The 24,549-nt window shown below is 73.3% G+C and carries 27 protein-coding genes and 1 riboswitch; of the genes, 6 read left to right on the top strand and 21 right to left on the bottom strand.

Going from position 1 to position 24,549, the window contains the following annotated elements; genetic code table 11:
* Positions 1-5 precede the first annotated feature (5 nt).
* The 3 genes from CVS47_RS15095 to CVS47_RS15105 all read right to left on the bottom strand — a co-directional run bounded on the left by CVS47_RS15095 (position 6) and on the right by CVS47_RS15105 (position 2,919).
* Entirely contained in the window at positions 6-803 is a 798-nt protein-coding gene (locus CVS47_RS15095; protein ID WP_127096820.1) for an energy-coupling factor transporter transmembrane component T family protein, read from the bottom strand.
* The gene (locus CVS47_RS15100) at positions 800-2,263 is read right to left on the bottom strand and encodes an ABC transporter ATP-binding protein (RefSeq protein WP_164734676.1); all 1,464 of its coding nucleotides are present in this window, start codon (positions 2,261-2,263) and stop codon (positions 800-802) included. The genes CVS47_RS15095 and CVS47_RS15100 overlap by 4 nt, the downstream gene beginning before the upstream one ends.
* On the bottom strand, positions 2,263-2,919 hold the full coding sequence (locus CVS47_RS15105) for an ECF transporter S component (RefSeq protein ID WP_127096821.1): 657 nt from the start codon (positions 2,917-2,919) through the stop codon (positions 2,263-2,265). Before CVS47_RS15105 ends, CVS47_RS15100 begins: the two co-directional genes overlap by 1 nt.
* A riboswitch (TPP riboswitch) is annotated at positions 2,910-3,021 on the bottom strand. Its footprint overlaps the gene before it by 10 nt.
* A 39-nt stretch (positions 3,022-3,060) precedes the next feature.
* Here CVS47_RS15105 and CVS47_RS15110 point away from each other — a divergent pair.
* Positions 3,061-4,443, top strand: a complete 1,383-nt coding sequence (locus tag CVS47_RS15110; RefSeq protein ID WP_241240185.1) for a D-alanyl-D-alanine carboxypeptidase family protein — start codon at positions 3,061-3,063, stop codon at positions 4,441-4,443.
* 18 nt (positions 4,444-4,461) lie between these two features.
* Here the strand turns inward: CVS47_RS15110 and CVS47_RS15115 are convergent, their stop codons facing one another.
* The 5 genes from CVS47_RS15115 to CVS47_RS15135 form a co-directional block, all read right to left on the bottom strand.
* A complete protein-coding gene (locus tag CVS47_RS15115) occupies positions 4,462-5,388 on the bottom strand; it encodes a nuclease-related domain-containing protein (RefSeq protein ID WP_127096823.1) in 927 nt (308 codons plus the stop codon).
* An 86-nt stretch (positions 5,389-5,474) separates the two neighbouring features.
* Positions 5,475-6,005 carry a hypothetical protein gene (locus CVS47_RS15120; protein WP_127096824.1) on the bottom strand — a complete coding sequence of 177 codons (531 nt, stop codon included), beginning with the start codon at positions 6,003-6,005 and terminating at the stop codon, positions 5,475-5,477.
* Complete coding sequence (locus tag CVS47_RS15125; RefSeq protein WP_127096825.1) at positions 6,002-6,850, bottom strand: LssY C-terminal domain-containing protein; 849 nt, start codon at positions 6,848-6,850, stop codon at positions 6,002-6,004. Before CVS47_RS15125 ends, CVS47_RS15120 begins: the two co-directional genes overlap by 4 nt.
* 9 nt (positions 6,851-6,859) lie before the next feature.
* Positions 6,860-7,945: an enoyl-CoA hydratase/isomerase family protein gene (locus CVS47_RS15130; protein ID WP_127096826.1), complete on the bottom strand. Its 1,086-nt coding sequence runs from the start codon at positions 7,943-7,945 to the stop codon at positions 6,860-6,862.
* 34 nt (positions 7,946-7,979) lie between these two features.
* Positions 7,980-8,432, bottom strand: coding sequence for a hypothetical protein (locus tag CVS47_RS15135; RefSeq protein ID WP_127096827.1), 453 nt, complete (start codon positions 8,430-8,432; stop codon positions 7,980-7,982).
* A 104-nt stretch (positions 8,433-8,536) separates the two neighbouring features.
* Between CVS47_RS15135 and cofG the strand changes: the two genes are divergently transcribed.
* From cofG to CVS47_RS15160, 5 genes are read left to right on the top strand one after another with little or no spacing between them, the layout of a single operon-like run.
* Entirely contained in the window at positions 8,537-10,951 is a 2,415-nt protein-coding gene (gene cofG / locus CVS47_RS15140) for a 7,8-didemethyl-8-hydroxy-5-deazariboflavin synthase CofG (RefSeq protein WP_127096828.1), read from the top strand.
* Entirely contained in the window at positions 10,948-12,537 is a 1,590-nt protein-coding gene (locus CVS47_RS15145) for a flavin-containing monooxygenase (RefSeq protein ID WP_241240186.1), read from the top strand. The genes cofG and CVS47_RS15145 overlap by 4 nt, the downstream gene beginning before the upstream one ends.
* Positions 12,534-13,553: a glucose-6-phosphate dehydrogenase (coenzyme-F420) gene (gene fgd / locus CVS47_RS15150; RefSeq protein ID WP_127096829.1), complete on the top strand. Its 1,020-nt coding sequence runs from the start codon at positions 12,534-12,536 to the stop codon at positions 13,551-13,553. The genes CVS47_RS15145 and fgd overlap by 4 nt, the downstream gene beginning before the upstream one ends.
* Complete coding sequence (gene cofC, locus CVS47_RS15155; protein ID WP_127096830.1) at positions 13,550-14,242, top strand: 2-phospho-L-lactate guanylyltransferase; 693 nt, start codon at positions 13,550-13,552, stop codon at positions 14,240-14,242. The genes fgd and cofC overlap by 4 nt, the downstream gene beginning before the upstream one ends.
* 5 nt (positions 14,243-14,247) lie before the next feature.
* Positions 14,248-14,496, top strand: coding sequence for a DUF4287 domain-containing protein (locus tag CVS47_RS15160; protein ID WP_127096831.1), 249 nt, complete (start codon positions 14,248-14,250; stop codon positions 14,494-14,496).
* A 78-nt stretch (positions 14,497-14,574) separates the two neighbouring features.
* On the opposite strand, the gene CVS47_RS15165 is transcribed toward CVS47_RS15160, so the two are convergent.
* The 13 genes from CVS47_RS15165 to CVS47_RS15225 all read right to left on the bottom strand — a co-directional run bounded on the left by CVS47_RS15165 (position 14,575) and on the right by CVS47_RS15225 (position 24,501).
* Positions 14,575-14,811 carry a hypothetical protein gene (locus tag CVS47_RS15165; protein WP_127096832.1) on the bottom strand — a complete coding sequence of 79 codons (237 nt, stop codon included), beginning with the start codon at positions 14,809-14,811 and terminating at the stop codon, positions 14,575-14,577.
* A 9-nt stretch (positions 14,812-14,820) separates the two neighbouring features.
* Positions 14,821-16,290, bottom strand: a complete 1,470-nt coding sequence (locus tag CVS47_RS15170) for an HNH endonuclease signature motif containing protein (RefSeq protein WP_164734677.1) — start codon at positions 16,288-16,290, stop codon at positions 14,821-14,823.
* Positions 16,291-16,437: 147 nt separating this feature from the next.
* Entirely contained in the window at positions 16,438-16,608 is a 171-nt protein-coding gene (locus CVS47_RS15175) for a CsbD family protein (RefSeq protein ID WP_127096834.1), read from the bottom strand.
* 116 nt (positions 16,609-16,724) lie between these two features.
* Complete coding sequence (locus CVS47_RS15180) at positions 16,725-17,522, bottom strand: sulfite exporter TauE/SafE family protein (protein ID WP_127097417.1); 798 nt, start codon at positions 17,520-17,522, stop codon at positions 16,725-16,727.
* Between the two features lie 6 nt (positions 17,523-17,528).
* Complete coding sequence (gene cofD / locus CVS47_RS15185; RefSeq protein ID WP_127096835.1) at positions 17,529-18,533, bottom strand: 2-phospho-L-lactate transferase; 1,005 nt, start codon at positions 18,531-18,533, stop codon at positions 17,529-17,531.
* Positions 18,530-19,870, bottom strand: coding sequence for a glutamate-1-semialdehyde 2,1-aminomutase (gene hemL, locus CVS47_RS15190; protein WP_127096836.1), 1,341 nt, complete (start codon positions 19,868-19,870; stop codon positions 18,530-18,532). The genes cofD and hemL overlap by 4 nt, the downstream gene beginning before the upstream one ends.
* Entirely contained in the window at positions 19,867-20,856 is a 990-nt protein-coding gene (gene hemB, locus CVS47_RS15195; protein ID WP_127096837.1) for a porphobilinogen synthase, read from the bottom strand. Before hemB ends, hemL begins: the two co-directional genes overlap by 4 nt.
* Positions 20,857-20,867: 11 nt before the next feature.
* Positions 20,868-21,665: a uroporphyrinogen-III synthase gene (locus CVS47_RS15200; protein WP_127096838.1), complete on the bottom strand. Its 798-nt coding sequence runs from the start codon at positions 21,663-21,665 to the stop codon at positions 20,868-20,870.
* Entirely contained in the window at positions 21,662-22,660 is a 999-nt protein-coding gene (hemC, locus tag CVS47_RS15205; protein WP_127096839.1) for a hydroxymethylbilane synthase, read from the bottom strand. Before hemC ends, CVS47_RS15200 begins: the two co-directional genes overlap by 4 nt.
* 31 nt (positions 22,661-22,691) lie before the next feature.
* Positions 22,692-23,369, bottom strand: a complete 678-nt coding sequence (hemQ, locus tag CVS47_RS15210; protein ID WP_127096840.1) for a hydrogen peroxide-dependent heme synthase — start codon at positions 23,367-23,369, stop codon at positions 22,692-22,694.
* A gap of 68 nt (positions 23,370-23,437) precedes the next feature.
* A complete protein-coding gene (locus CVS47_RS15215) occupies positions 23,438-23,725 on the bottom strand; it encodes a DUF3618 domain-containing protein (RefSeq protein WP_127096841.1) in 288 nt (95 codons plus the stop codon).
* A complete protein-coding gene (locus tag CVS47_RS15220) occupies positions 23,712-24,116 on the bottom strand; it encodes a phage holin family protein (RefSeq protein ID WP_127096842.1) in 405 nt (134 codons plus the stop codon). Before CVS47_RS15220 ends, CVS47_RS15215 begins: the two co-directional genes overlap by 14 nt.
* 1 nt (position 24,117) lies before the next feature.
* Entirely contained in the window at positions 24,118-24,501 is a 384-nt protein-coding gene (locus tag CVS47_RS15225) for a hypothetical protein (protein ID WP_127096843.1), read from the bottom strand.
* Positions 24,502-24,549: the final 48 nt, after the last annotated feature.

Raw genomic sequence — 24,549 nt, forward strand, 5'->3', positions numbered from 1 at the left:
CGCGGTCAGGACCAGACGAACCGGAACGTTCCGGCGGCGACCGCGGCGGCGAGCGCCGCGGCGATGACGACCACCGCACCCACGACGGCGACGGCATCCCGCGGGTGCAGGCGCGACGGGCGCGCCCAGGTGCGCGGGGTGGGGGCGCCGAAGCCCCGGGCCTCCATCGCGGTGGAGAGCTTCGTGCCGCGGCGCACGGCGAAGACCAGCAGCACGAACGCCATCGACAGGAATCGGCGCACCGCGCCGCGATCGCCCAGCCCTCGCGCGCGGCGCGCGAGCGCCATCGTGCGCCAGTCCTCGACGAACAGGCCCAGCGTGCGGGTGCCGGCGAGCACTCCGAGCACGAAGCGCGCCGGAAGGTGCGCGACCTGGGCGAGCGCGTCGGCGAGCTCGGTCGGGTCGGTGCGCCCGAACAGGAGGATCGTCGGCAGCGCCAGAGCGATCACCCGCAGCGTGACGGCCACGGCCAGCTCGATCGACGCGTCGCTCACGGTGGCGTAGAGGAAGGAGCCGTAGATCTGGCCCCCCGGCTGGGCGTAGAGGAGCATGCTGACGCCCGCGACCGGCGCGAACAGCGCGATCGGCGCGATGCGGCGCAGCACCGCGCTCAGCCGCAGTCCCGTCACGGGCAGGCACGCGAGCTGCAGGACGATGGCGACGACCGCCGAGACGACGTCGATGCTGGCGAACAGCGGCACAGACAGCACGAGGGCGATGACGATCTTCGTGACGGGGTTGATGCCGTCGAGCCAGGCGGATGCCGCGGCATCCGCTCTCCTCGTCGGTGTGTCGACGCTCATGCCGCCGTCTCCGGGCGGGCCTCGAGCCGGATGCGGTGTCCGCCGAGGTGGCGGACGACGTCCTCGTCGTGCGTGACCGCCACGACGGCTCGCCCGCGCTCGGTCTCGCGCTGGAGGAGGCCGACGAGCTCGGTCCACCCGCGGCGGTCCTGCCCGAAGGTCGGCTCGTCGAGCACGAGGACGGCAGGGGATGACGCGAGCACGGTCGCCACGGACAGCCGGCGCTTCTGCCCGCCGGACAGGGTGAAGGGGTTCGCCAGCGCGAGGTGGTCGAGGCGGAGCCGCTCCAGCAGCTCGTCGACGACGGCGTCGATCTCGGGACGCGACATGCCCAGCGCGCGCGGCCCGACCGCGAGCTCGTCGCGGAGGGTGGCGGCGAGGAACTGGTGCTCGGGCTCCTGGAACACGGTGCCGATGCGGGTGAGCAGCTCGGTCGACCGCCAGCGCAGCGGACGGCGTCCACCCCGGCCGGCGAGCCGCTCGGCGGCCACGACCTCTCCGGCGACCTCCGGCAGCAGGCCGGCCAGCGTCAGGGCCAGCGTCGACTTCCCCGCGCCGTTCGGGCCGGTGATGACCGTCGCCCCCGCCTCCGGTACCCGGATGTCGAGGCCGGCTGCGACCGGCACGCCCCTCACCCGGCCGACGGCCAGACCGGCGGCGGCGAGCACCGGCTCGGCGGCGGCGCCGGCCGGGGGCAGGACGGGCAGGTCGACGGCCGCGCCGGGCACCCACACGCCCGCCTCCGCGAGCGCGCGACCGTGCACGGCGAACACGTCCGCGGGCGAACCGTCGGCGAGCAGTCCGCCGTCGGGGTCGAGCACGACCACGCGCGTCATGAGGTCGACCCACACGGGTGTGCGGTGCTCGATCAGCACGATCGTCGCACCGGTCGCCTCCGCGATCCGGCCCACGCTCCGGCGCACCTCCGCGACGCCGTCGGGATCGAGGTTGGCGGTCGGCTCGTCGAGCAGCAGCAGGCCGGGGCGCATGGCGAGCACGCCGGCGAGCGCGAGACGCTGCTTCTGACCGCCCGACAGCGCGGCCGTGGCGCGATCGAGCGGCACGTCCAGGCCCACCGCGTCGAGCGCTTCACGCACCCGCGGACCGATCTGCTCCGCGGGCACGCCGAGGTTCTCGCACCCGAAGGCGACGTCATCGCCCACGCGGGAGAGCACCACCCCCGACTCCGGATCCTGCAGCACGAGTCCGACCCGTCCGCGCTGCAGCTCCGGCGGCTCCCCGTCGACGAGGATGCGTCCGGTGAGCTCGCCCTCGTCGCTGTCGCCGAGGAGACCCGCCATGCCCGTCAGCAGCGTCGACTTGCCGGAGCCCGAGGCGCCCAGCAGGAGGACGCGCTCGCCCGGCTCGATCCGCAGGTCGACCCCGGTCACGGCCGGCAGCCGACGCCCGGCGTAGCGCCATCCCCAGCCCTCGACGAGGACGCCGGCCGGAGCCGTCATCAGACGTCGCGACGCAGTTCCCGGCCCGCGGCGAAGCGGCTGAGCGCACCGGTCGCGGCGAGTGCGCGCACCAGCAGCCAGCCGACGAGCCCGGCCAGGATCGCGCCCGACACCAGCAGCGAGCCGAGGTAGATGAGGTTGAACTCGAGCGTCTTCAGGATGTTGGGCGAGCTGCCGTAGAAGAACTCGAACACCCAGGCGGCCGCTCCCGCGCCCGCACCGGCCAGCATCGCGACAGGGAGGGTGAAGCGCAGATACAGGAACGCGAGGAGGATCAGCTCCGCACCGAGACCCTGGACCATCCCGGAGAACAGCGTCGAGACGCCCCACACGTTGCCGATGAGCATCGACACGACGGCGGCGATGACCTCGACGAGGAACGCCGCCCCGGGCTTGCGGATGATGAGGCCGCCGACGACGCCGCCGAGCAGCCAGATGCCCGCGGCGAGGCCGCCGAGCCCGGGCGTGAGGGCGTCCATCGCGAGGAACCACGCGTATCCGACGGTGTTCCACCCCCAGAAGACCAGGCCCAGCGCCACGCCGAGCACCGCGGCGACGACGATGTCGACGACGCGCCAGCGGAAGCGACCGGATGCTGCGGGGCGACGGCCGGCCGCGGCATCCTTCTCGATGGACGGAGACGTGGAAGCACTCATCTGAACTCCTCCCTGCGCCGGCATGATCCGGATCAGGTTCGACGGTCGAAGCGTGGATCGCTTCCTCTCAGCCCGGCTCACCGGACTCCCGTGGTTGTGCCGTTGAGTATATCCCCGGAGCGCGCAGGGTATTCTGCGCGAGTGAGCATCGACGACGCCCCGGTCCGTCGTCGCGAGGCTCGAGCGCAGGCCACCGGTCCGATCGCCCTGGCGTGGGTCGACGAGCAGCGCGTGGCGACGGTGACCACTCCGGTCGTCCCGGCCACCACGCCGTTCGTGCCGGTCGCGGCCGATCTGCTGACGCGGGCGCCGCGGCGGTCGCCCTGGCGACCGGGCGTGCTGGTGCCGACGGGGCTGATCATCGCCCTCATCGCCCTGTACGCCGCGACGACCCTGCTGTGGCCGCTGCACGCGGTCGCGCCGACCGTGACCGCCCTGACCGTCACCCCCGCCGCGGCGCCGGCGGCCGCTCCGGCGTGGCCGGCGCAGGGCAGTGCGGCGGTCGCCGTCCTCGGCGTGGGCGAGGCGAGCTCGTCGCCCGATGCGGTCGAGATCGCGAGCATCACGAAGGTCGTCACCGCCCTGCTGGTGCTCGACCAGATGCCGCTGGCGGTGGGCGAGTCGGGCCCGGAGTTCCGGTTCACCGGCGCGGACAGCGACGACTACTGGGCGTACCGCCGCAACGGGGAGTCGGCCCTCGACGTGCCGATCGGCGGCACGCTGACGCAGTACCAGCTGCTGGAGGGCATGCTGATCGGCTCGGCCAACAACTACGCCGACCGGCTCGCCTACAACATCTGGCCGTCCGACCGCGTCTTCGCCGCGGCGGCCAACTCCTGGCTCGCGGCCCACGGCGTCCCGGGTGTCACGATCGTCGACCCGAGCGGCATCGAGGCCGGCAACGTCGCCAGCCCTGCCGCGCTGATCGCCCTCGCCGAGCGCGCGCTCGCCAACCCGGTCATCGCGGAGATCGTCGCCACGCAGTCCGTCGAGCTCCCCGGGGCGGGCACCGTGACCAACACCAACGGGCTGCTCGCCGACCAGGGCGTCGTCGGCGTCAAGACCGGAACACTGGACAGCTGGAACGTGCTGTCGGCCAAGGACGTCGAGATCGGCGGCACCTCGGTGCGGCTGTACGCCGCCGTCATGGGGCAGGTCGACGACGAGGCCCGGCTGGGCGCCTCGCGCGCGCTGTACGCGCAGCTCGAGGGCGAGCTGCAGCCGACGACCACCGTCGCGAGCGGCACCGTCGCCGGCACCGTGAGCACGCGGTGGGGCGCCACGGCCGACATCGTGGTGGACGCCGACGCCGACGTCATCCTCTGGAACGGCGGGGTGGCGACCGTGGACCCCGCGTACGACCTGGGCGACAGCCGCGACGAGAGCGACATCGTCGGCGGGCTGACGGCGACCGGTCCGCTGAACGAGGCGACGGTGAACCTGCGCCTCGACCGCGACATCGATCCGCCGAGCCCGTGGTGGCGTCTGACGCACCCGCTCGACCTCTTCGGCCTCAACGACTGAGCGCGGCCGGTTCGGGGGTCAGACGAACGCCACCGTCTGGTTGAGGCGCGTGCGGGCGTCGAACACCTCGTTGCCGCCGACCGCCCGCGCGCCCGAGACCCCGCGGCGCAGCACCGTGGCCAGCGCGCTGCGCGCGACGACGGCGACGTGCATGCCGCGCACCTTGCCGAGCTCGGTGATGGCCTCGGAGACGTCCTCGTCGGGCAGAACCACGATCGCGCCGCCGAACCGCACCCCGGCGGCGCGGGCGACGACGCGGAGCCGGCTCAGCAGCTCGGCGATGGGCGCGCCGGCGATCCCGTCGCCGATGAGCTCGCCGCGCTTGAGTCGCACCGGACCGCCGAAGTCCTCGGAGAGCAGTCCGTAGAGTCCGCTCGGCCCGAGCACGATGTGGTCGACCTTGGACTCGGGGTCACCTGAGCGGCCGCCGGCGGCGACGTCGTGCCACACCGTGTAGCCCATGCCCAGGTCGGCGACGATGCGGGCGGTCGCCTCCTCCGCGAGCGCGTCGGCGAGGAGTCGGCGCAGATGGTGCGGCGCCGAGCGCACGAGCGCGGGGTCGTACGGGTCGTCGAGCGTCACACCGCGGCCCACCCACTCGCGTACGAGATCGAGGTACCGCTCGCGCCGCCAGCCCCCGGGCTGCCCGTACGACCGCGCGCGGGGGCGCGTGTCGGCGGGCGGCGTCTGCGCGTGCCAGCCCGACCACTCGGGCGCAGCGGCCTGGCCGAAGCCGTGACCGCGGTCGTAGGCGGCGCGCGCCTCTGGGGTGCCGACGAGGTCCCAGGCGCGCTGCACCTGCACGAACACGGCGGCGTCCCCGCCGGTGTCGGGGTGGCTCTGGCGCAGCCGCAGGCGGTAGGCGCGGCGCAGCTCCTCCTCGGTGACGTCGGGCGGGACGGCGAGGACGTCGTAGGCGGACGCGGACAGCGGGCTGTCGAACACGCGCGCTCCCCTCGGTCGGTGCGGCGTTCCACGCTACCCCCGCGCTCCCGTGAGGATGCTCCACGCGCGGGGAGCCGCGGGCGCAGTCAGTCCGGACGGCGCTCGTTGCGCCGGGCGTACGCGGAAGCGCTGCGGCTGGACAGCGCGAGCAGGATGAGCACGTCCAGGGCGACCGACAGCAGCGTGCCGCTGATGCGGATCTCCTGGCCCTGCCACCACCAGCCGGCGAAGGCGGTGGAGATGGATGCGACGGCGAACAGCATCACCCACACGCGCGGGCCGTTGCGGCCGAACAGGATGGCCACGCCCAGGACGGCCTGCACGGCCAGGGACGCCACCACGATGGCGGTGTAGACGCCGAGGCCGATGGCGGCCGTGTCGTCGTCGGCCTGGATGCCGACCATCTGCACGAGCGGCTGGTCCGGCGTGCCGCCGGTGAGCGTGGTCACGAGCACGAAGACTCCGGTGACCACGCGCAGCAGCACGAGGACGGCGCCGGTCACCGTGGAGGCCGGCCGCTTCATGCGGGGGTCGTACGGCGTGGGCTGGACCAGCCGGGCGGCCGGCTCGTACGCCGCGCGCTTGGCGGGATGGGGCTCGGTCTCGGGGGCGCTCACACCCGCACCTCCCGGGTGTCGAGGATGGGCAGGTCGCCGTCGGTGCGGATGCTGTCCCCGCCGCCGTTGCGCGAGTGGTAGCCGGTCGAGAAGTCGCGCAGCACCTCCAGCCGCACCCGGGGCTCGGCGTCCTGCACCGTGCGCACGATGTGGTCGCGCTCCACGTCGGTGTCGGCGTCGATCTTGTGCGTGACCTGCAGGGTGAAGAGCGAGAGGCCTACGGCGGTGTCGAAGGTGCCGGCCGCGAGCCAGTCCACCCGGCGGCCTCCCGGCAGCAGCCAGCCGTCGGGGCATCTCCAGAAGCGCACGTGGTGGCGCTGCGCCGGGTTTCCCGCCACCTGCTGCTGATAGGCGAAGTCCTGTTGCCGGCCGAAGAGGAACAGCGGGCTGACGGGGGCGTCGTCGTAGCTGCGCCGGGCGAGGGTGCGCGTGATGATGAGCCACGACGAGCGGAGCGTGACCGGGTCGGCGCGGGTCCAGCCGGCGACCTGGAGGGCCGCCTCGATCTGCGGCGCCTCACCCATCAGGGCCAGATTCACCGGATCGCCCAGCAGTCCGTCGCTCGTGCGGGTGCGGCCGATGAAGTAGTCCGGCACGTAGATGGTCGTCAGGATCCGGTGCAGACGGGGCAGCACGAGATAGGCGAGGAGCACCCAGAACACGACCGCCCCGGCGATGCCCCACCAGCCGAGCTGGAAGGCCTCGTCGACACTGAGGTACGCCAGCCAGACCGCCGAGAGCCCGGCGAAGACGAAGAACGCCCAGTCCAGCACGACGCCGCGGGAGTACCGGCGCCGCGCGCGCCGCTCCCTGCGCTGGGCGGACTTCGTGGGCGTGAGCGTCATGGCTGGATTCTACGGACGCGTCCAGAGCGGCTGCGACGGGCGGAAGGCCAGCGCCTCCGCCCCCACTCCCGGGTCGACGTCCGCGACGGACACCGGTCGCCACGCGGGGGCGCGATCCTTGTCCACGAGCTGCGCCCGGATGCCCTCGACGAGGTCGGGCTGGGTGAGGGCGAACCACAGCACCAGGCCGTACTCCTGCTCGAGCGCGGCCCGGAGACCCGACAGCGAGCGTGCCGCGCGGACGGCGGCGAGCGTGGCGGCCAGCGCGGTCGGTGACACCTCCTCGAGCACGTCGGCGGTGGCGGATGCCTCGGGCTCCGGCCGCGCGCGGAGCCTCTGCAGGATCTCGCCGACCGTCTCCGCCGAGAACGCCTCGTCGATCCACGGGCGGGCGGCCTCCAGCCGCGACGGCTCGGGTTCGACCGCGAAGGCGCGCACCTGCTCAGCGGCGGTCAGGTCTCCCCCGCCGGCCGCCAGCGCCCCGCGGACCTCGTCGAGCCGCGCGCTCGGCACCAGGTGGTCGGCGAAGCCGGCGTACAGGGCGTCCGCCGCATCCATCGACGCGCCCGTCAGCGCCAGGTACTCCCCCGTGCGTCCCGGGGCGCGACCGAGCAGCCAGGTGCCGCCGACATCGGGCGTGAACCCGATGCGCGTCTCCGGCATCGCGAGCCGCGACCGCTCGGTGACGATGCGCACGGAGGCGTGACCGGCCAAGCCGATGCCGCCGCCCATGGTGATCCCATCGGCGAAGACGACGATCGGGGCGGGGTACTCGGCGATGCGCGCGTTGAGCGCGTACTCGGCGCGGAAGAACACCGCGGTCTCGTCCGGCCGCCCTGCGACGATCTGCCGGTAGAGCCCGCGGACGTCGCCGCCGGCGCAGAAGCCCCGGTCACCCGCGCCGTCGAGCAGGACGACCTCGACACCGGCGTCGCCCTCCCAGTCGTCGAGGGCCGCGGAGAGCGCCTCGACCATGCCCAGGTCGAGCGCGTTGATCGCCCGCACCCGGTCGAGGGTGAGCCGCCCCAGGCGACCGGTGCGCTCGACGCGGACATGGGGCTGCGGGGACTCGGCCGACGTCGCTGTCTCGCTCATGCGGGCAAGGCTACCGCCGCGGCAGCGCGGAGCCTCAGCCGACGGCGGGGGCGGCCGCGGTGCTGCCGGCGGCCTTGCGGGTGCGGCGGCGACGCGCCTGCGCGGCGATCTCGGCGACGTCCTCCGGCTCGTCGCCGGTGGCGACGCGCAGGGCTTCGACGAGCGCGAGACCGTGGCGGGTGCTGAGGATGACGCGCTCGAACTCGTCGTGGCCGTCGAGGTCGATGACGATGGCCGGCCGACGGCGGCGGATGAGGACGAAGTCGCTGGCGCCCGCCGACTTCCACGTGCCCATCGCAAGGGCGCCGCGCAGGTAGGTGCCGGGCGCGTGCACGCCGCGGAGCCATGTCCACGCGTCGTCGACGAGCTGCACCTTCACGATCGTGGTGCGCTCGAGGATGACATTCCCCTTGTGGAATGAAAGCGCCCGCTCCATGCCCGACAGCGCGACTTCGAGCCGCGTCGAGTCCAGGAGCAGGGTCACCATGCCCACCAGTCTGCCAGCGGAGCCTCCTCGGCGCCCGCGCGTTTGCTTACGGACCGGCAACGATCCCGCGCGCCCCGGCTCCCCGGCGGTGGGAGACTGGAGCGATGACCGTCACCGAGCCCGCGCCGACCTCGGTCCGCAGCCCGCTCCCCCCGGCGCAGCGGTCCTTCGCGGACGCGCTCGCGCGCGCCGCCGCCGGGCTCCGCCTCGACGCCGACGATGCCGAGGCGCTGCTGTCGGCCGAGGGCGACGATGCTGCCCGGGTGCGCGCGCTCGCCGCCGAGGTCCGCGACGCCGGACTCCGCGAGGCCGGGCGCCCCGGCGTCATCACCTACTCCCGCAAGGTGTTCGTGCCGCTGACGACCCTGTGCCGCGACCGCTGCCACTACTGCATCTTCGTCGACACCCCCGGACAGCTGCTCACCCTGCACAAGCCCGTCTACATGACGCCCGAGCAGGTGCTCGCCGTGGTGCGCCAGGGCGCCGCCCTCGGGTGCAAGGAGGCGCTGCTCACGCTCGGCGACCGCCCCGAGGACCGCTGGCCGGCGGCCCGCGCGTGGCTGGATGAGCACGGCTTCGCCTCGACGATCGACTACGTCGCGCACGTCGCACGCCTCATCACCGCCGAGACCGGCATGCTCGTGCACGCCAACCCGGGCGTCATGACCGAGGACGAGCTGCGGATGCTGCGGCCCGTCGCGCCCTCGATGGGCATGATGCTCGAGACGACCTCGCGCCGGCTCTTCGAGGAGCCCGGACAGGTGCACTACGGCTCGCCCGACAAGGACCCCGACCTCCGCCTGCGGGTGATCGAGGACGCCGGGCGCCTCGCGGTGCCGTTCACCACCGGCATCCTCGTCGGCATCGGCGAGACCGTGCGCGATCGCGCCGAGTCGCTCGTCGCCCTCCGCGACGCGCAGGAGCGGCATCACCGCGACGGCGTCGGCCATGTGCAGGAGGTCATCGTGCAGAACTTCCGCGCGAAGCCCCGCACGGCGATGCAGTCGGCCCCCGACGCGGGCGTGCTCGAGTACGTCGCGGCGGTCGCCGTCGCGCGGCTCGTGATGGGTGCGCGCATGCGCATCCAGGTGCCGCCCAACCTCTCCGACCCGCAGGAGTTCGCGCTGCTCGTCGAGGCCGGCGCCGACGACTGGGGCGGGGTATCGCCGCTGACGGCAGACCACGTCAACCCCGAGCGCCCCTGGCCGCACCTGTCCGACCTCGCCGAGCGCACCGCCGAGCTGGGGTTCGAGCTGCGCGAGCGGCTCACCGCGCACCCCGAGTACGTCGCCGGCGCCGAGGCCTGGATCGATCCGGCCCTGCGTCCCGCCGTGGAGGCCCTCGCCGATCCGCAGACCCGTCTCGCGCGAGCCGACACCGTGCCGCAGCCCGCGGCCGGAACGGCCCCGCACGTGACCGGCGGCGGTCGCGATCGCGGCATCGCCCGCCTCGCGGAGGCCGCGGCATCCTCCCCCTCCGATCTCGGCGACGACGACTGGTCCGCGCTGCTGACGGCGACCGGCGACGACCTCGCGGCCCTCGTCTCCACGGCCGACGACGTGCGCCGATACACGGTCGGCGAGGCCGTGAGCCTCGTCGTGAACCGCAACCTGGCCTCGTCCGGGCTGCGCTCCGCCCCGCAGGGCGTCGGAGAGTACTCGCTCGACGAGGCCGCGCAGATCGCCCGCGACGCCGGGGAGCTGGGCGCGACGGAGATCTGCATCCAGGGACGGATGCCGCGGGCCGAGCCCGCCGACGCGTACCTCGATCTCGTGCGCACGGTGAAGACCGCCGCCCCCGGCATCCACGTGCACGCCTACCGGCCGCAGGACGTGGTCGACCTCGCCGAGCGCGGCGGGCTGGATCTGACCGCGGCGCTCGAGCTGATGCGCGCCGTCGGGGTGGGCTCGGTGCCGGGCACCGGGGTGAAGGTGCTCGACGAGCGCGTGCGCCGCCTCGTCGCGCCCGACGACCTGCCGATCGACGCGTGGTTCGAGGCGATGTCCGCCGCGCATCGCGCCGGGTTCCGCTCCACGTCGGTGCTCTTCTACGGCCACGTCGAGACCGCCCGCGAGCGCGTCGCCCATCTGCGCGCGCTTCGCCGACTGCAGGATGCGGCACAGGCTGCGGGCGGCGGCGGCGGCTTCTCGGAGTTCGTGCCGATCCCGCTGCCGGGACCTCAGGGCGGCGTTCCGCTCGTCGCGGGCCGCGCGCCCCTTGACGAGCACCGCGCGATGGTCGCCGTCTCGCGGCTGCTGCTGACCGGCAGCATCCCGCACATCCAGATCCCGTGGACGCGCGTCGGACGCGAGCACGCCGTCGAGCTGCTGCGCGCGGGTGGCGACGACCTCGGCGGCACGCTGCTCGACGGGCGCGTGCGTCCGGATGCGGGCGTCGAGCAGGGCCTCGAGCTGCCGCTCGCCGACGCCGCACGCCTGGTCGGACGCCTGTTCCGGCCGTTCCGTCAGCGGACGACCGACTACCGCGAGCCTCCGGCCGACCGGCGCGTGGCCTCGTGACGACGGACCTGCCACCCGCGACTCGGCGGTCGGGGGCCCCCGACCGCGTCGAGGTCGCGATCATCGGCGCCGGCTTCGCCGGTCTCGGCATGGCCATGGCGCTGCGCCGGGCGGGGCGGGAGTCGTTCCTCGTGCTCGAGCGCGGCGACGGCGTGGGCGGCACCTGGCGCGACAACACCTACCCGGGCGTCGCCTGCGACGTGCCCTCGCACCTGTACGGGTTCGCCGCGCATCCCAACCCGCACTGGTCGGGCGTCTATGCGCGCGGCGACGAGATCCGCGACTACCTCGTCGAGGTGGCACGGCGGGAGGACGTCGGCGAGCGCATGCGGCTGCGCACGCCGATGCTGTCCGCGTCGTGGATCGAGGCGGCCTCCGGCGCAGGACGCGGCGCCGGCTTCTGGCGGATCGAGACGGGCGGCGATCACGCGGGCGTCATCGAGGCCGATGCGCTCGTGCTCGCCTGCGGACGGCTGACGGAGCCCGAGGTCCCCGAGATCGCGGGGCTGGAGACCTTCCCCGGCGCGCTGTTCCACTCGGCCCGCTGGGATCATGCCACCGAGCTCGACGGCGCGCGGATCGCCGTGGTGGGCACGGGCGCCAGTGCGGTGCAGCTCGTGCCCGAGCTCGCCCGTCGCGCCGCGCACGTCACCCTCTTCCAGCGCACTCCCGCGTGGATCGTGCCGCGCGGAGCCCGGCCCTACGCCGTCGAGGAGCGCGAGCTGTTCGCCGCACGCCCCGACCTGCTCGACCGCCTCCGCGCGCAGCTGTACGCGGAGGGCGAGGCGCGCTTCGCCAGCCGATCGGGGGATGCCGCGGCCGCCGCCGACGCGCGGGAGGCCGCCCTGGCGCACCTGCACGCGCAGGTGGCCGACACGACGCTGCGCGCGCAGCTCACCCCCGACTACGCCTTCGGATGCAAGCGGGTGCTGCTCTCGGACGAGTTCTACCCCGCCGTCGCCTCGGACCGCGTCACCCTCGAGCCCGGCGCGCTGGTCTCCGCCGAGGGCTCGACGCTCGTCTCCGCGACCGGCGAGCGCCACGAGGCCGACGTGCTCGTGCTCGCAACGGGCTTCGCCTCGACGCGCCAGCCCTACGCCGGGCTGGTGCGCGGGGTCGACGGGGTCACGCTCGACGAGCACTGGGACGAGGGGATGACCTCCTTCGGATCGACCGTCGTCTCCGACTTCCCGAACCTCTTCGTCCTGAACGGACCGAACGCCTCGCTCGGCCACAACTCCTCGGTGCTCATGGTCGAGGAGCAGGCCGCCTACGCCGTCCGCGCCCTCGCGCTGCGCGCCGTCGCGCCCGGCGGAGTGCTGCGCGTCGACCCCGCGGTGGAGCGGGCCTACACCGACGAGATCGGCCGGGCCGCGGCATCCACCCCCTGGCTCACGGGCGGCTGCCGCAACTGGTACGTCGACGACCGCTCGGGCCGGCTGACGCTGCTGTGGCCCGGGACCGTGGACGCGTTCCGGTCGCGCCTCGCGCGCGCGGACGGCTCGGAGTTCCTGCACATCCGCATGACGTCGGAGGGACCCGGTCGACGCGATCGGGAGCCCTCACTGAGAGGAGAAGACACATGACCGTTCCCCTTCGCCTGGGCTACAAGGCTTCGGCCGAGCAGTTCACGCCTTCGCAGCTGCTCGACTTCGGCGTCCTCGCCGAGGAGATGGGCTTCGACTCGGTGTTCGTCTCCGACCACCTGCAGCCGTGGCGGCACGACGGCGGTCACGCCCCGGCCGCGGTGCCGTGGCTGGGCGCGCTCGGCGCCCGGACCTCGAAGATCCTCATGGGCACGTCCGTGCTGACTCCGACGTTCCGCTACCACCCCGGCGTGGTGGCGCAGATGTTCGCGACGCTCGGCGTGATGTTCCCCGGGCGGGTCATCCTCGGCGTCGGCACCGGTGAGGCGCTGAACGAGGTCACCCTCGGACTGGACTGGCCCGACCCGCCGGAGCGCTTCCAGCGCCTCAAGGAGGCCATCACCCTCATCGAGAAGCTGTGGGACGACGAGCGCGTCACCTACGACGGCACGTACTACTCCGTCAAGGACGCCACCATCTACGACCGGCCCGGCCCCGACGCGAAGGTGCCGATCTACATCGGCGCGTCCGGTCCAGCCGCCACGCGGCTCGCCGGGCGCATCGCCGACGGCTACATCACCACCAGCGGCAAAGATCCGGCGCTCTACACCGACACGCTGCTGCCGGCGCTCCGCGAAGGCCTGGCGAAGGCCGGACGCCCCGACGACGCCATCGACACGCTCATCGAGGTGAAGGTCTCGTACCACCCCGATCACGACACGGCGATGGAGAAGACGCGGTTCTGGGCGCCGCTCGCGCTGTCGCCGGAGGAGAAGCGCGACGTGCACGACCCGATGGAGATGCAGCGCCTCGCCGACGAGCTGCCCATCGAGCGCGCGGCGTCGCGGTTCATCGTGTCGACCGACCCCGAGGAGCACGTCGAGCGCATCGCGACGTACGTCGACCTGGGCTTCCGTCACCTCGTGTTCCACGACCCGGGCGACGACCAGGAGGAGTTCCTGCGCATGTACGGCGCCGAGATCCTGCCGAGGCTGCGCGCGCGGTTCGCCGAGTGACCGAGCCCGCCTCGTCAGGGGCGGTGCGCTGGGCGGTCGTGATCCCGGTCAAGCCGGCGGCGGTGGGCAAGTCCCGCCTCGCCGACGGCCTGCCGGGCGGGGTCGACCGTGCGGCGCTCGCCCGCGCGATCGCCCTGGACACCATCGCCGCGGCGGCGCAGGCCGCCGGGGTGGACGAGGTCGTCGTGGTGACCGCCGACGACGAGGTGGATGCTGCGGCCTCCGCCCTCGCCCGCGTGCGCGTCGTGCGCGAGACGGAGCCGAAGGGGCTCGATGCCGCGGTCGCTGCGGGCGTCGCGACCGTCGAGGCGCCCGGCCGCGGACGCGCCGCGCTGCTCGGAGATCTGCCCGCGCTCGCCCCGGAGGATCTCGCCGACGCGCTGGAACGCGGCGCCTCGGTCGAGCGGGGCGTCGTCGCGGACAGCGAGGGCACGGGATCGACGCTCGTCACCGCCGTGCCCGGGGTGCCCTGGCTCTCGGCGTTCGGCGTCGATTCGTTCGCACGGCATCGCGCGCAGAACTTCGTCGCCCTCGACGTGCCGGCGGACTCCACCCTGCGCCGCGACGTCGACACCGCCGCGCACCTGGCCGAGGCCGCGGTGCTCGGGGTCGGCTCCCGGACCGCGGCGGCGCTGGGGGTCGTGCCCGCGGTGATTCCGCCGTCGGGCGCGTCCGAGTCGCTAGCCTGAGGGCCATGACTGGAGATCGCGTCCTCGCTCCGCAGCCGCCCGCCGACGGGTCGAAGCCGAAGGGCCCTGCCTCGTACTTCCCGAGCATCGAGAGCACCTACGGCCGGCCCGTGCAGGAGTGGCTGGACCTGGCCGCCGACCGCCTGGATGACGAGAGCCACATGGCCGTCGTCGCGTGGCTGAAGTCCGAGCACGGACTGGGCCACGGCCACGCGAATGCGATCGTCGCCTACGTCAAGGCCGCCCGCGCCTGAGCGCGTCTCGCCCCGCGGCCTTCGCGGCGCGGCCGTCGCGGCGCGGCCGTCGCGGCGCGGCCGTCACGGCTCGCGCTCTCAGTGCGCGGGCCAGGAAGCGACCATGGCGCCCGCCGGCAGAACAGCGGTCGACCACACGGCGCTCAGCCACACGAATACCCACACCACGGCGACCACCGCCGCGCCTACCGCGAGGACCACCACCGCCAGCGACACCATGCCGGCGGCGAACTCGCCTGCCGTGCGTCCGGCCGTCGCCGGCGCGACCGGCGGCAGGTGCTGCTCGAAGAGCTCGTCCATGCCGTCGTCGGTCATGGCCGGAGTCTACGGTCCCTGAAAGAGCGCGGCGCCGCGGAGCCCGGCCCCGCCCGGCATGAACCGCAGCGCCGGAGGCGGTCGGTCGGTGTAGGTGCGGCCGAGCGGACTCGTCCAGACCAGCACGCCGGGCGTCTTCTGGGTCACCGTCCACGCGCTGTGATGCTTCAGGGAGTGGTGTCGACGGCAGAGGTGCGCGAGATTGTCGACGGCGGTCGCTCCGCCGTACTGATGGTCGATCGTATGGTCGATGTCGCTCCGGCCGACGGAGATGCGGCAGCCCGGGAAGCGGCAGTGCTCGTCACGCGCACGGAGGTGCCGGCGCTGCGCCTCCGTCGGGAGGCGCCGATCCACCGCCGAGACGTCGCCACTGATGGGATCGGTGAGCACGCGGTCCCACATCGTCGCTCCACCGGCGAGGCGACGGGCGTCCGCAGGGGTCACGGGGCATCGGCCGTTCAGCGTGGCGCCGCCGATGTCGCCGGTACCGGCGCCCGCTCCGTCACCGTGGGCTCCGATGAGCGTCAGCACGGGAACGGTGATCTGGACGACGGCGCGCACCGCGTTTGAGCCGGTCGGCCCGCCGCGCTCCGACTCCGCGCCCGTCGCGTGCCCCGTGAGCGCCAGGTCGCAGAGGATGTCGGCGCGGAGCTGATCGATTGTGCGGTCGTCGGGATCGGAAGCAAGGTCACCGTCCGAGGGCGACTCGCGTGCAGCACCCGCTCGGATGACATGCGCCAGCCGGGTCACGCGGTCGTGGATGCCGTGGGCCAGCACCGCAGGCAGGAGTGCCCACAGCTCGGCCATGCCGTCGTCGCCATCTCGCACGACCACGCGGCGCTCGTCGCGCGCCTGCGCATGGCGCTCGACCAGGGCCGTCGGCTGGAGGCGCTCGGCGATGGCGCGAGCGGCCACGCGGAGTCGGCCGGTCGTGAGCTGCGGCGCGAGGTCGAGGACGATCTGCTCGTATGCGGCCCTGCCCGCCTCGTCGAGCCGCGTGCCCTCCTCCATCACGGTCTGCGCGTGCGCCCGGGAGAACCGCCCGTGGGTCAGCCCCTCGAGCGTCGCGGGGAAGGAGTCGCGCATCGTCGAGGCATCCGACATGCGTCGCTGGACCGTACGGTCGCTGAGGCCGACGGCCGTCGCGAGCTCCGCAGCGGCGCTGCGCACGGCCATGTCGGCGTCTCCCCGAGCGTCGACAAGGGCATCGTCGAGCGCCTGAGCCAGCAGACGCATCTGCACCGCCTCCCATCGGGCGATCTGCTCCGCCGCGTGCGTCCACTCCGTCAGCAGCTCGAGGCGGCGGTCTTCGATCGCCAGCCACCGGGCGGTCGCGGCGTCACCGGCGTCGAGGCACTCCTCCGCGCTCCACCGGATGTCGGACAGCGGCCCCCACTGCTGCGCCTCGGCGATGCGCTCGGCCCACAGCCACTCCTCCACCTCCGGTGGGATCTCTGGGGCCTGGGGCGGTTCGTCCATACGATCATCGTCCCACGAACATCCGACATTTTGTTCTACATAAACGTCCGCTCTAATGCTCATAGTTAGAACATAAACCTGGAATTAATCAGTACGAACGACGAAGGCGGCCGCAGCATCAGCTGCGACCGCCTTCGAGGCATCGGCTTACTTGAACGCGTCTTTGACGTTCTCGCCGGCCTTCTTGACGTCGGCCTTCGACTGGTCGGCCTGACCTTCGGCTTCCAGTCGCTCGTTGTCGGTCAGCTTGCCCGTTGCCTCCTTCGCCTTACCGGCGATGTCTTCGGCAGCGTTCTTGATCTTGTCGTCCAGACCCATGGGTGACTCCTTCCATTCGGCCCGATCGTCTATCGAGGCACTCCCTCCATTACACACGGCGGTGCCTCACAGCAGAGGGGCTTGACGAACGGCCCGCACCGCAATAAAACGGCCGGTCACACCAGCAGGTAGACGGCGCCGACGACGGTGAAGACGATCACGAGCCGCTCGAAGAGACGCTGGTTCAGGCGACTCGCGAGCCACCTGCCGCACAGCGCGCCGACGACGACCGCGGGGGCGAGCACGAGGTCGACCCACAGCCCCGGCACGGTGATGAGGCCCAGCCCTGCCGAGAACGGCACCTTGCAGAGGTTGATGATCGCGAAGAACCACGCCGCCGTGCCGAGGAACTCCTTCACCGGGAACCGCATCGCGAGGAGATACATCGACATCACCGGACCGCCCGCGTTGGCGACCATCGTCGTGAAGCCACCGAGCGATCCGTAGACCGCCGCAGCGACCGGATGCCGCCGCCCGGCCGCGCCCGCAGAGACCGCGTCAGCCAGGCCCACCTCCCCAGGGCCGGCCGCGGCTGCCGCCCGGCTCTGCACCCACCGCCGGGAGAGCGTCACGCCCACGACGATCAGCAGGATCACGCCGATCAGCCGCTTGACCCACCCGTCCGAGGCGACCGCCAGGAAGGCGACCCCGAGACCGACCCCCAGGAGCACCGCGGGCACGAGCCGCAGCAGCACGCCCCAGTTCGCGTTGCGGCGATACATCGTGATGGCGAACGCGTCCGCGGTGATGAGCAGCAGCAGGAGTGTGCCGGTCGACTGCCGCGCCGGCAGGATGGCCGCGAACAGCGCCACGGGCACCGTCCCCGCGCCGGGGATCGCGGTCTTCGAGAGACCGACCGTCACCGCCGCCAGGGCGAGCAGCACCCATGCGAATGCCGGAAGATCGGGCAGCATCACGAGTCAGACGCCGGCGGCGTCGAGGGCCGCGTCGGCCATGTCCGCCGTGGCCGCGGCATCCGTCATCCACAGCGGACGGACGATCGGACGGATGCCGCGAGCAGACACCTCGTCGGCGGAGTCGGCGTCCTCCTCCGCGAGCAGCCAGGCGTCGAGCAGACCGCCGTCCGCGCGCGCGCCGTAGTGCGCCGCCACGGCGGAGGCGCTCGTCTCGACGCCGATCGCGGTGAGGCAGACGTCGGCCATGCCGCGGACCACGCGCCCGCCGATGATCGGCGAGACGCCGACGACCGGTGCCGACGCGGCACGGAGGGCCTCGCGCAGACCGGGGACGGCGAGGATCGGACCGATCGAGACGACCGGGTTCGACGGCGCGACGAGCACCACGTCGGCGTCCGCGATCGCCTCGAGCACACCGGGCGCGGGCGAGGCCGCGGCCATGCCGGGGTTCTCGAAGCGCACGGGCGGCAGCGTGGCGCGATACCGCGTCCACCACTCCTGGAAGTGCAGCGCCCGCTCTCCCGATTCACGCTCGTCTGCGTCGCCGTCCCCGGCGATCACGACGTGCGTGTCGACCTCGTGGTCGGTCATCGGCAGCAGGTGCACGCCGAGTGGCCACCGCTGCGACAGACGCGCGACGACCTCGCTGGGGGTCAGGCCCTCGCGCAGCCAGCCCGTGCGGGCGAGGTGCGTGCCGAGATCGAGATCGCCGAGGGTGAACCACGGCCACCCCGCACCCCACTCCTGCAGCTCGGCGTTGACGCGCTCGGTCTCGCCGGCGCGGCCCCAGCCGCGCGCGGCGTCGTTCTGGCCGGCCAGCCGGTAGAGCACGGAGTCGATGTCGGGCTGCAGGCGCACGCCGCTCAGCCACAGGTCGTCGCCGGTGTTGACGACCACGGTCGCCTCCGGCGCGCCCCGACGCGCCAGCGCGGCCCGCACGCCGACCGTGAACGTCGAGCCGCCGACGCCGCCGGCGAGCACGACGACGCGCGGTCGCGACGCGCTCACTGGGCGAGCGCGACGGGACCGAGCGCCTGCGCCGCCGCCCGTGCCGCCGCCGGCAGCGCCTCGACGATGTGCCCGAGGGCGTCATCGTCGTGCGCAGCCGTGAGGAACCAGGCCTCGAACACGCTCGGCGGCAGTGAGACCCCCGCGTCGAGCATCGCGTGGAAGAACGGCGGGTAGCGCCACGACTCCTGGCCCAGCGCGCCGGCGTAGTCCCGCGGCGCGTCGGCCGAGAACGCGACGCCGAAGAGCGACCCCGCCCGCGGCACGGTGTGGACGACGCCGGCGGCGGTGAGGGCGTCGGACAGCGCCGAGGCGACGACGGATGCCGCGGCATCCACCCGCTCGTAGACCTCCGGCGTCGCCAGCCGCAGCGTCGTCAGACCGGCGGCGACCGAGAGCGGATTGCCCGACAGCGTGCCGGCCTGGTAGACCGGGCCGGTCGGGGCCAGGTGCTCCATGACGTCGGCGCGACCGGCGAGGGCGGCCAGCGGCATGCCGCCGCCGACGACCTTGCCGTACGTGAGGATGTCGGGCGTGTACACCTCGCCCTGCGAGGCCTGCAGGCCCCAGAAGCCGGCCGGGTGCACGCGGAAGCCGGTGAGCACCTCGTCGACGATGAGCAGCGCGCCGTGCGCGTGCGCGATCTCGGCCAGCGCGGCGTTGAAGCCGGGGAGCGGCGCGACGACGCCCATGTTGGCCGCGGCGGCCTCGACGATGACGGCGGCGATGTCGCCGCCGTGCGTCTCGAAGGCCGCGCGCACCGCGTCGAGGTCGTTGTAGGGCAGCACCATCGTCTGGGCGGCGATGGGGGCGGGCACGCCGGCGGATCCGGGCAGCGCGAGCGTGGCGACGCCGGAGCCCGCCGCGGCCAGCAGGCCGTCGGAGTGGCCGTGGTAGTGCCCGGCGAACTTGACCAGGAGGTCGCGGCCGGTGACGCCGCGGGCGAGACGGATGGCCGTCATTGTCGCCTCGGTGCCCGTCGAGACCAGGCGCACGCGCTCGATCGGACGCGCATCGCCCACGACGACGCGCGAGGCGATGAGGTCGGCGAGCTCGACCTCCGCACCGGTGGGCGCGCCGAAGGACAGGCCGCGGGATGCTGCGGCCTGCACCGCCTCGACGACCTCCGGGTGCGCGTGGCCGAGCAGGGCGGGGCCCCACGAGGCCACGAGGTCGACGTAGTCGGTGCCCGCGGCATCCGTCACGATCGGTCCTCGCGCGGACACGAGGAAGCGCGGCGTGCCGCCCACGGAGCCGTAGGCCCGCACGGGCGAGTTGACCCCGCCGGGGATGACGGCGCGGGCGCGCTCGAACAGCTCGTCGTTGCGGTCGGTCATCGGACCAGGTCCTCTCGCAGCCAGCCGGCCGCCTCGACGGCCCAGTAGGTCAGGATGGCGTCGGCGCCCGCGCGGCGGATGCCGAGCAGGCTCTCCATCGCGGCGCCGCGGCGGTCGATCCAGCCCTTCGCGGCGGCCGCCTCGACCATCGCGTACTCCCCCGACACCTGGTACGCCCACACCGGCACGTCGACCGACGCGCGCACCTCCGCGAGCACGTCGAGGTACGGCAGCGCGGGCTTGACCATGACGATGTCGGCGCCCTCCTCGACGTCGAGCAGCGCCTCGCGCACTCCCTCTCGGCCGTTGCCGGCGTCGAGCTGGTAGGTGCGGCGGTCGCCGGTGAGCTGCGAGTCCACGGCCTCGCGGAACGGGCCGTAGAACGCACCCGCGTACTTCGCGGAGTAGGCGAGCAGGATCGTGTCGATGAAGCCCTCGGCGTCGAGCGCGTCGCGCACGTAGCCGATCTGGCCGTCCATCATCCCCGACAGCCCCAGCATCGTCGACCCTGCGCGGGCCTGGGCGAGGCCCATCGCGGCGTAGCGCACCAGGGTCTCGTCGTTGTCGACGCGTCCGCGCGCGTCGAGCACACCGCAGTGGCCGTGGTCGGTGAACTCGTCGAGGCACAGGTCGGTCTGCACGACGAGCGCGTCCCCGACCTCTTCTGCGACGGCGGCGGTCGCGACGTTCAGGATGCCGCGCGGGTCGTCGGCTCCCGAGCCGATCGCGTCCCGCTCGGCCGGCACGCCGAACAGCATGACGCCGCCGACGCCGGCGGCCGCGGCATCCGTCACCGCCGCGCGGAGCGAGTCGAGGGTGTGCTGACGCACGCCCGGCATCGACGAGATGTCGGCCGGCTCGGTGATGCCCTCGCGGACGAACAGCGGCAGCACGAGCTGGGAGGGGACGAGGTGCGTCTCGCGGGCGAGACGGCGGACGGCCGGCGACTGGCGGAGCCTCCGGGGCCGATGAACGGGGAACGACACGAAGAACCGCCTCAGACGGAGAATTCGTCCGCTGCGTGCGGGAGCGAGAACCGCGCGACGGACTGGATGAGCGCATCGACGGTCTGCCGCTCGGCGACCACGTCGACCGAGAGGCCGGCACGTCGGGCGTCCTTGGCGGTGCGCGGGCCGATCGCGGCGATGACGGTCGACTCGGGGATCTCGGGGAACTGCTCGTACACCTGCTCGGCGACCGAGCCGCTCGTGATGAGGATCGCGTTGATGCGGCCGGAACGGACGTCGGCCGCGACCTTGTCGGAGACGGGCACGCCCACCGTGCGGTAGGCCACGACGCTGCGGACGCGGTGTCCGGCCTCCTCGAGCATGCGCGTGAGCACCGGCTTGGCGATCTCGCTGCGCAGGGTCAGGATGTCGCGGGGCTCGGGCTCGAGCGCGAGGAGCTGCTCCGCCATGCCGGCGGCGGAGTTGTCCTGGTCGGGGATGAGGTCGACGCGGTAGCCCATCGACTGCAGGGCGGCGGCGGTGGTCTCGCCGACGGCCGCCACACGGGTCGTGGGAGGGATCTGCGCGCGGTAGGCGTACAGCACGTCGGCCGTGGTGGCGCTCGTGACGGTCAGCCAGTCGAACGCCCCGGCGGCGAGATCCGCGAGTGCGCGGTCGAGGGTGACGGCGTCGTTGGCGGGCGCGAAGTTGATCAGCGGAGCCACGACCGGGGTCGCGCCCTGCGACCGCAGGGTCGCCGCCACGCCATCGCCCCACGGCCCGCCGCGGGGCACGAGCACGCGCCAGCCCGCGAGGGGCTTCGGCGTGGGGATGGCTGCTGTGTTCATGGGGTCGACTCTCGTGGGACGATGTCGGCCGCCCCGCGTTCGAGCAGCCGACGAGCGACATCGGTCCCGGCGCGCGCAGCACGCACGATCGGGTTCGCGTCGTCGGCAGCATCCGCACCTTTGCCACTGCCTGGAATCCGAGCATACCCCGGCAGGAGCGGCACCGTCCGGTCGAGGCCCACGCGTCGCGAGCCGTCGAGGGCGTACGCGACCGCGTGGATGCGCAGGTCGTCGCCCGACAGCGCCGCGTGGGCGGCGACCGGGGCGTGGCACCCGGCCTCGAGCGTCGACAGCACCGCGCGCTCCGCGGCGACCGCGATGCGCGTCGACGCGTCGTCCAGGAGCGCGATCGCGGCGCGGAAGTCGTCGGGGGCGTCGTCACGGATCTCCACGGCGAGTGCTCCCTGCCCCGGGGCGGTGGGCCATTCGGCGAGGCCCAGCTCCTCCAGCTGCAGGTCGGCGGCGGTGCCCTCGAGCCGGCGCAGACCGGCCGCGGCGAGGATCACGGCATCGAGCTCGCCGTCGCGCACGCGCGCGACGCGGGAGTCGACGTTGCCGCGGAGGTCCTGCACCGTGACCCGGTTATTGCGGCGGTGGATCTGCGCCACCCGCCGGGGCGACCCCGTGCCGACGACGCTGCCCTCGGGCAGGTCGTTCAGCGGTGTGCCGTCGCGCGTCACCACGACGTCGCGGGCGTCCTCGCGGACGGGCACCGCTCCGATGACGAGTCCGGGCGGCTGCGCGGTGGGGAGGTCTTTCAGGGAGTGCACGAGGAGGTCGCACTCATCGTTCAGCAGGGCCTCGCGCAGGCGCGTCGCGAAGATGCCCGTGCCGCCGATGGCGGCGAGGGAGGCGCGCGAGACGTCGCCCTCGGAGACGATCGGGACCAGCGTGACCTCGCGACCGGATGCCGCGGACAGCGCCCGCGCGACCTGCGAGGACTGCGCCACAGCCAGAGCGCTGCGGCGCGTACCCAGGCGCAGCGCCGTCGCCATCAGCGCGAGCCCCGCCGCATCCGGGTCGGCCTCACTGCAGAACCTCGGCGATGTCGCTCAGCTCGATGCGGCGCCCCGTGTAGAACGGCACCTCTTCGCGCACGTGACGGCGCGCCTCGGTGTACCGCAGGTCGCGCATCATGTCGACCAGGTCGGTGAGCTCGTCCGCCTCCATGGGCAGCACCCACTCGTAGTCGCCGAGGGCGAACGAGGCGACGGTGTTGGCGACGACGCCCGTGAAGCCGGCGCCCTTGCGGCCGTGCTCGGCGAGCATCGTGCGGCGCTCGGCCTCGGGCAGCAGGTACCACTCATAGCTGCGCACGAAGGGGTAGACGCAGAGCCAGTCGCGGGCGCGCTCGCCGCGGAGGAACCCGGGGACGTGCGAGCGGTTGAACTCCGCGTCGCGGTGGACGCCCATCGCGTTCCACACCGGAAGCAGCGGGGAGAGCGTCACCGTGCGGCGCAGGCGGCGCAGGTCGCGCTGGAGCCCGTCGGCGTCGGGGCCGTGCAGCCAGATCATCAGGTCGGCGTCGGCGCGCAGGCCGCTCACGTCATAGAAGCCGCGGACGGTCGTGCCGCCCTCTTCGATCAGGGCGACGACGTCGGCGAGCTCGGTCTCGTCCGCCGCGGCGACCGGGCGCGCCGGGTCACGGCGCAGCACAGCCCACAGCGTGTAGGCGGACGGGGAGGGAGCGGAATCGGACGTCATGACTCCAGTCTCCCCCGCCGTTTCCCGAGCGCCAAACGCGGTGCCGTCGCGCTGTTCGTGACGACCGTTCAGCGCGTGTAGGCGCGCACCGCGCCCCACACGAGCACGCCGATCAGCGCGGCGCCGCCGACGATGATCGCGAGTGTCTCGTTCTGGTTCTCGCGCGAGAACCGTCGCGCTTTGGCGATGGTCTCGTCGGTCGCACGCGACACGCGCCGGGGCACGTTCGCCTTCTCCTCGATGGCGGCGAGGGCGGCCTTGAGCTCCGCGCGCGCCTGCTCGACGGGGTCGGCGATGCCGATCATCACACCGGTGCGCGGCACCGGGACCGGGGTCAGCGAGTCAGACGAGCTCATCGCGCACTTCCTTCACATCACGGGCGACCGACTGGGCGGGATTGTCGTCCTTGCCGATCTTGCGGAAGCGCGCCAGCCCGAGAAGGGCCAGGATGATCGCGATCACGAGCATCACGCCGAAGACGGCGAGAGCCGACAGCCAGACCGGCCACCACGAGGCCAGCCCCGCGATGGCGAACGTGCCGAGTGCGGGGATCGACCAGAACAGGATGAACAGCGCTCCGACGAACCACCCCGCGCCGATGCCGGCGGTCTTGGCGGTGCGCGACGCCCATTTCTTGGCGGAGTCGACCTCGGCCATGACGAGATTGCGCACCAGCTCGGGAATTTCCCCGACGAGGGTGAGGAGGCTGTCGTCCGAGCGGTCGCGGAAGCCTCGGGGAGTCGTCACGTCAGCTCCTGTCGCGGTGCACGGCGTCTGCGACGTCGTCGGCCGCCTTCTTCACCGAGCGCTTGCTGGTCTCGGCCGCGCGCGACACCTCATCGGCGGAGCCCTTGCCGGCCTGCACGGCGGCATCCAGCTTGTCGCCGGCGTCTCCGCCGGAGTGGGTCGCGGCCTTGGTCACCTTGACGGCGCTGTCCCAGAGCGTCTTGGGCAGAGCCAGGGCGCTCGACTTGGCGAAGTCGCTCACCTTGCCGACCTGCTTCTGCACCGTGTCGGTGTTCCAAAGGCTGGACGCCTGCGTCTTGATCTGTTCGTAACGCTCGCGCCCCGCCCGCGTGCCGAGCACGTAGCCGATGCCGACGCCGATCACGAGTCCTACCTTGCCCCTCATGGGGTCTCCTCACGCTGGATGGACTGCTGGTCAGCACTCAGATTAGAC

Origin of the sequence: Microbacterium lemovicicum, assembly GCF_003991875.1 — a bacterium.
In the GTDB taxonomy this organism is placed as follows: Bacteria; Actinomycetota; Actinomycetes; order Actinomycetales; family Microbacteriaceae; genus Microbacterium; species Microbacterium lemovicicum.

What these genes read in the sequence shown, in the direction of transcription:
- CVS47_RS15095 (WP_127096820.1), bottom strand. Translation starts at nt 803, where the DNA reads ATGAGCGTCGACACACCGACGAGGAGAGCGGATGCCGCGGCATCCGCC.
- CVS47_RS15100 (WP_164734676.1), bottom strand. Translation starts at nt 2,263, where the DNA reads ATGACGGCTCCGGCCGGCGTCCTCGTCGAGGGCTGGGGATGGCGCTAC.
- CVS47_RS15105 (WP_127096821.1), bottom strand. Translation starts at nt 2,919, where the DNA reads ATGAGTGCTTCCACGTCTCCGTCCATCGAGAAGGATGCCGCGGCCGGC.
- CVS47_RS15125 (WP_127096825.1), bottom strand. Translation starts at nt 6,850, where the DNA reads ATGACGCTCACGCCCACGAAGTCCGCCCAGCGCAGGGAGCGGCGCGCG.
- CVS47_RS15130 (WP_127096826.1), bottom strand. Translation starts at nt 7,945, where the DNA reads ATGAGCGAGACAGCGACGTCGGCCGAGTCCCCGCAGCCCCATGTCCGC.
- CVS47_RS15135 (WP_127096827.1), bottom strand. Translation starts at nt 8,432, where the DNA reads ATGGTGACCCTGCTCCTGGACTCGACGCGGCTCGAAGTCGCGCTGTCG.
- cofG (WP_127096828.1), top strand. Translation starts at nt 8,537, where the DNA reads ATGACCGTCACCGAGCCCGCGCCGACCTCGGTCCGCAGCCCGCTCCCC.
- fgd (WP_127096829.1), top strand. Translation starts at nt 12,534, where the DNA reads ATGACCGTTCCCCTTCGCCTGGGCTACAAGGCTTCGGCCGAGCAGTTC.
- CVS47_RS15160 (WP_127096831.1), top strand. Translation starts at nt 14,248, where the DNA reads ATGACTGGAGATCGCGTCCTCGCTCCGCAGCCGCCCGCCGACGGGTCG.
- CVS47_RS15165 (WP_127096832.1), bottom strand. Translation starts at nt 14,811, where the DNA reads ATGACCGACGACGGCATGGACGAGCTCTTCGAGCAGCACCTGCCGCCG.
- CVS47_RS15170 (WP_164734677.1), bottom strand. Translation starts at nt 16,290, where the DNA reads ATGGACGAACCGCCCCAGGCCCCAGAGATCCCACCGGAGGTGGAGGAG.
- CVS47_RS15175 (WP_127096834.1), bottom strand. Translation starts at nt 16,608, where the DNA reads ATGGGTCTGGACGACAAGATCAAGAACGCTGCCGAAGACATCGCCGGT.
- CVS47_RS15180 (WP_127097417.1), bottom strand. Translation starts at nt 17,522, where the DNA reads ATGCTGCCCGATCTTCCGGCATTCGCATGGGTGCTGCTCGCCCTGGCG.
- hemL (WP_127096836.1), bottom strand. Translation starts at nt 19,870, where the DNA reads ATGACCGACCGCAACGACGAGCTGTTCGAGCGCGCCCGCGCCGTCATC.
- CVS47_RS15200 (WP_127096838.1), bottom strand. Translation starts at nt 21,665, where the DNA reads ATGAACACAGCAGCCATCCCCACGCCGAAGCCCCTCGCGGGCTGGCGC.
- hemC (WP_127096839.1), bottom strand. Translation starts at nt 22,660, where the DNA reads ATGGCGACGGCGCTGCGCCTGGGTACGCGCCGCAGCGCTCTGGCTGTG.
- hemQ (WP_127096840.1), bottom strand. Translation starts at nt 23,369, where the DNA reads ATGACGTCCGATTCCGCTCCCTCCCCGTCCGCCTACACGCTGTGGGCT.
- CVS47_RS15215 (WP_127096841.1), bottom strand. Translation starts at nt 23,725, where the DNA reads ATGAGCTCGTCTGACTCGCTGACCCCGGTCCCGGTGCCGCGCACCGGT.
- CVS47_RS15225 (WP_127096843.1), bottom strand. Translation starts at nt 24,501, where the DNA reads ATGAGGGGCAAGGTAGGACTCGTGATCGGCGTCGGCATCGGCTACGTG.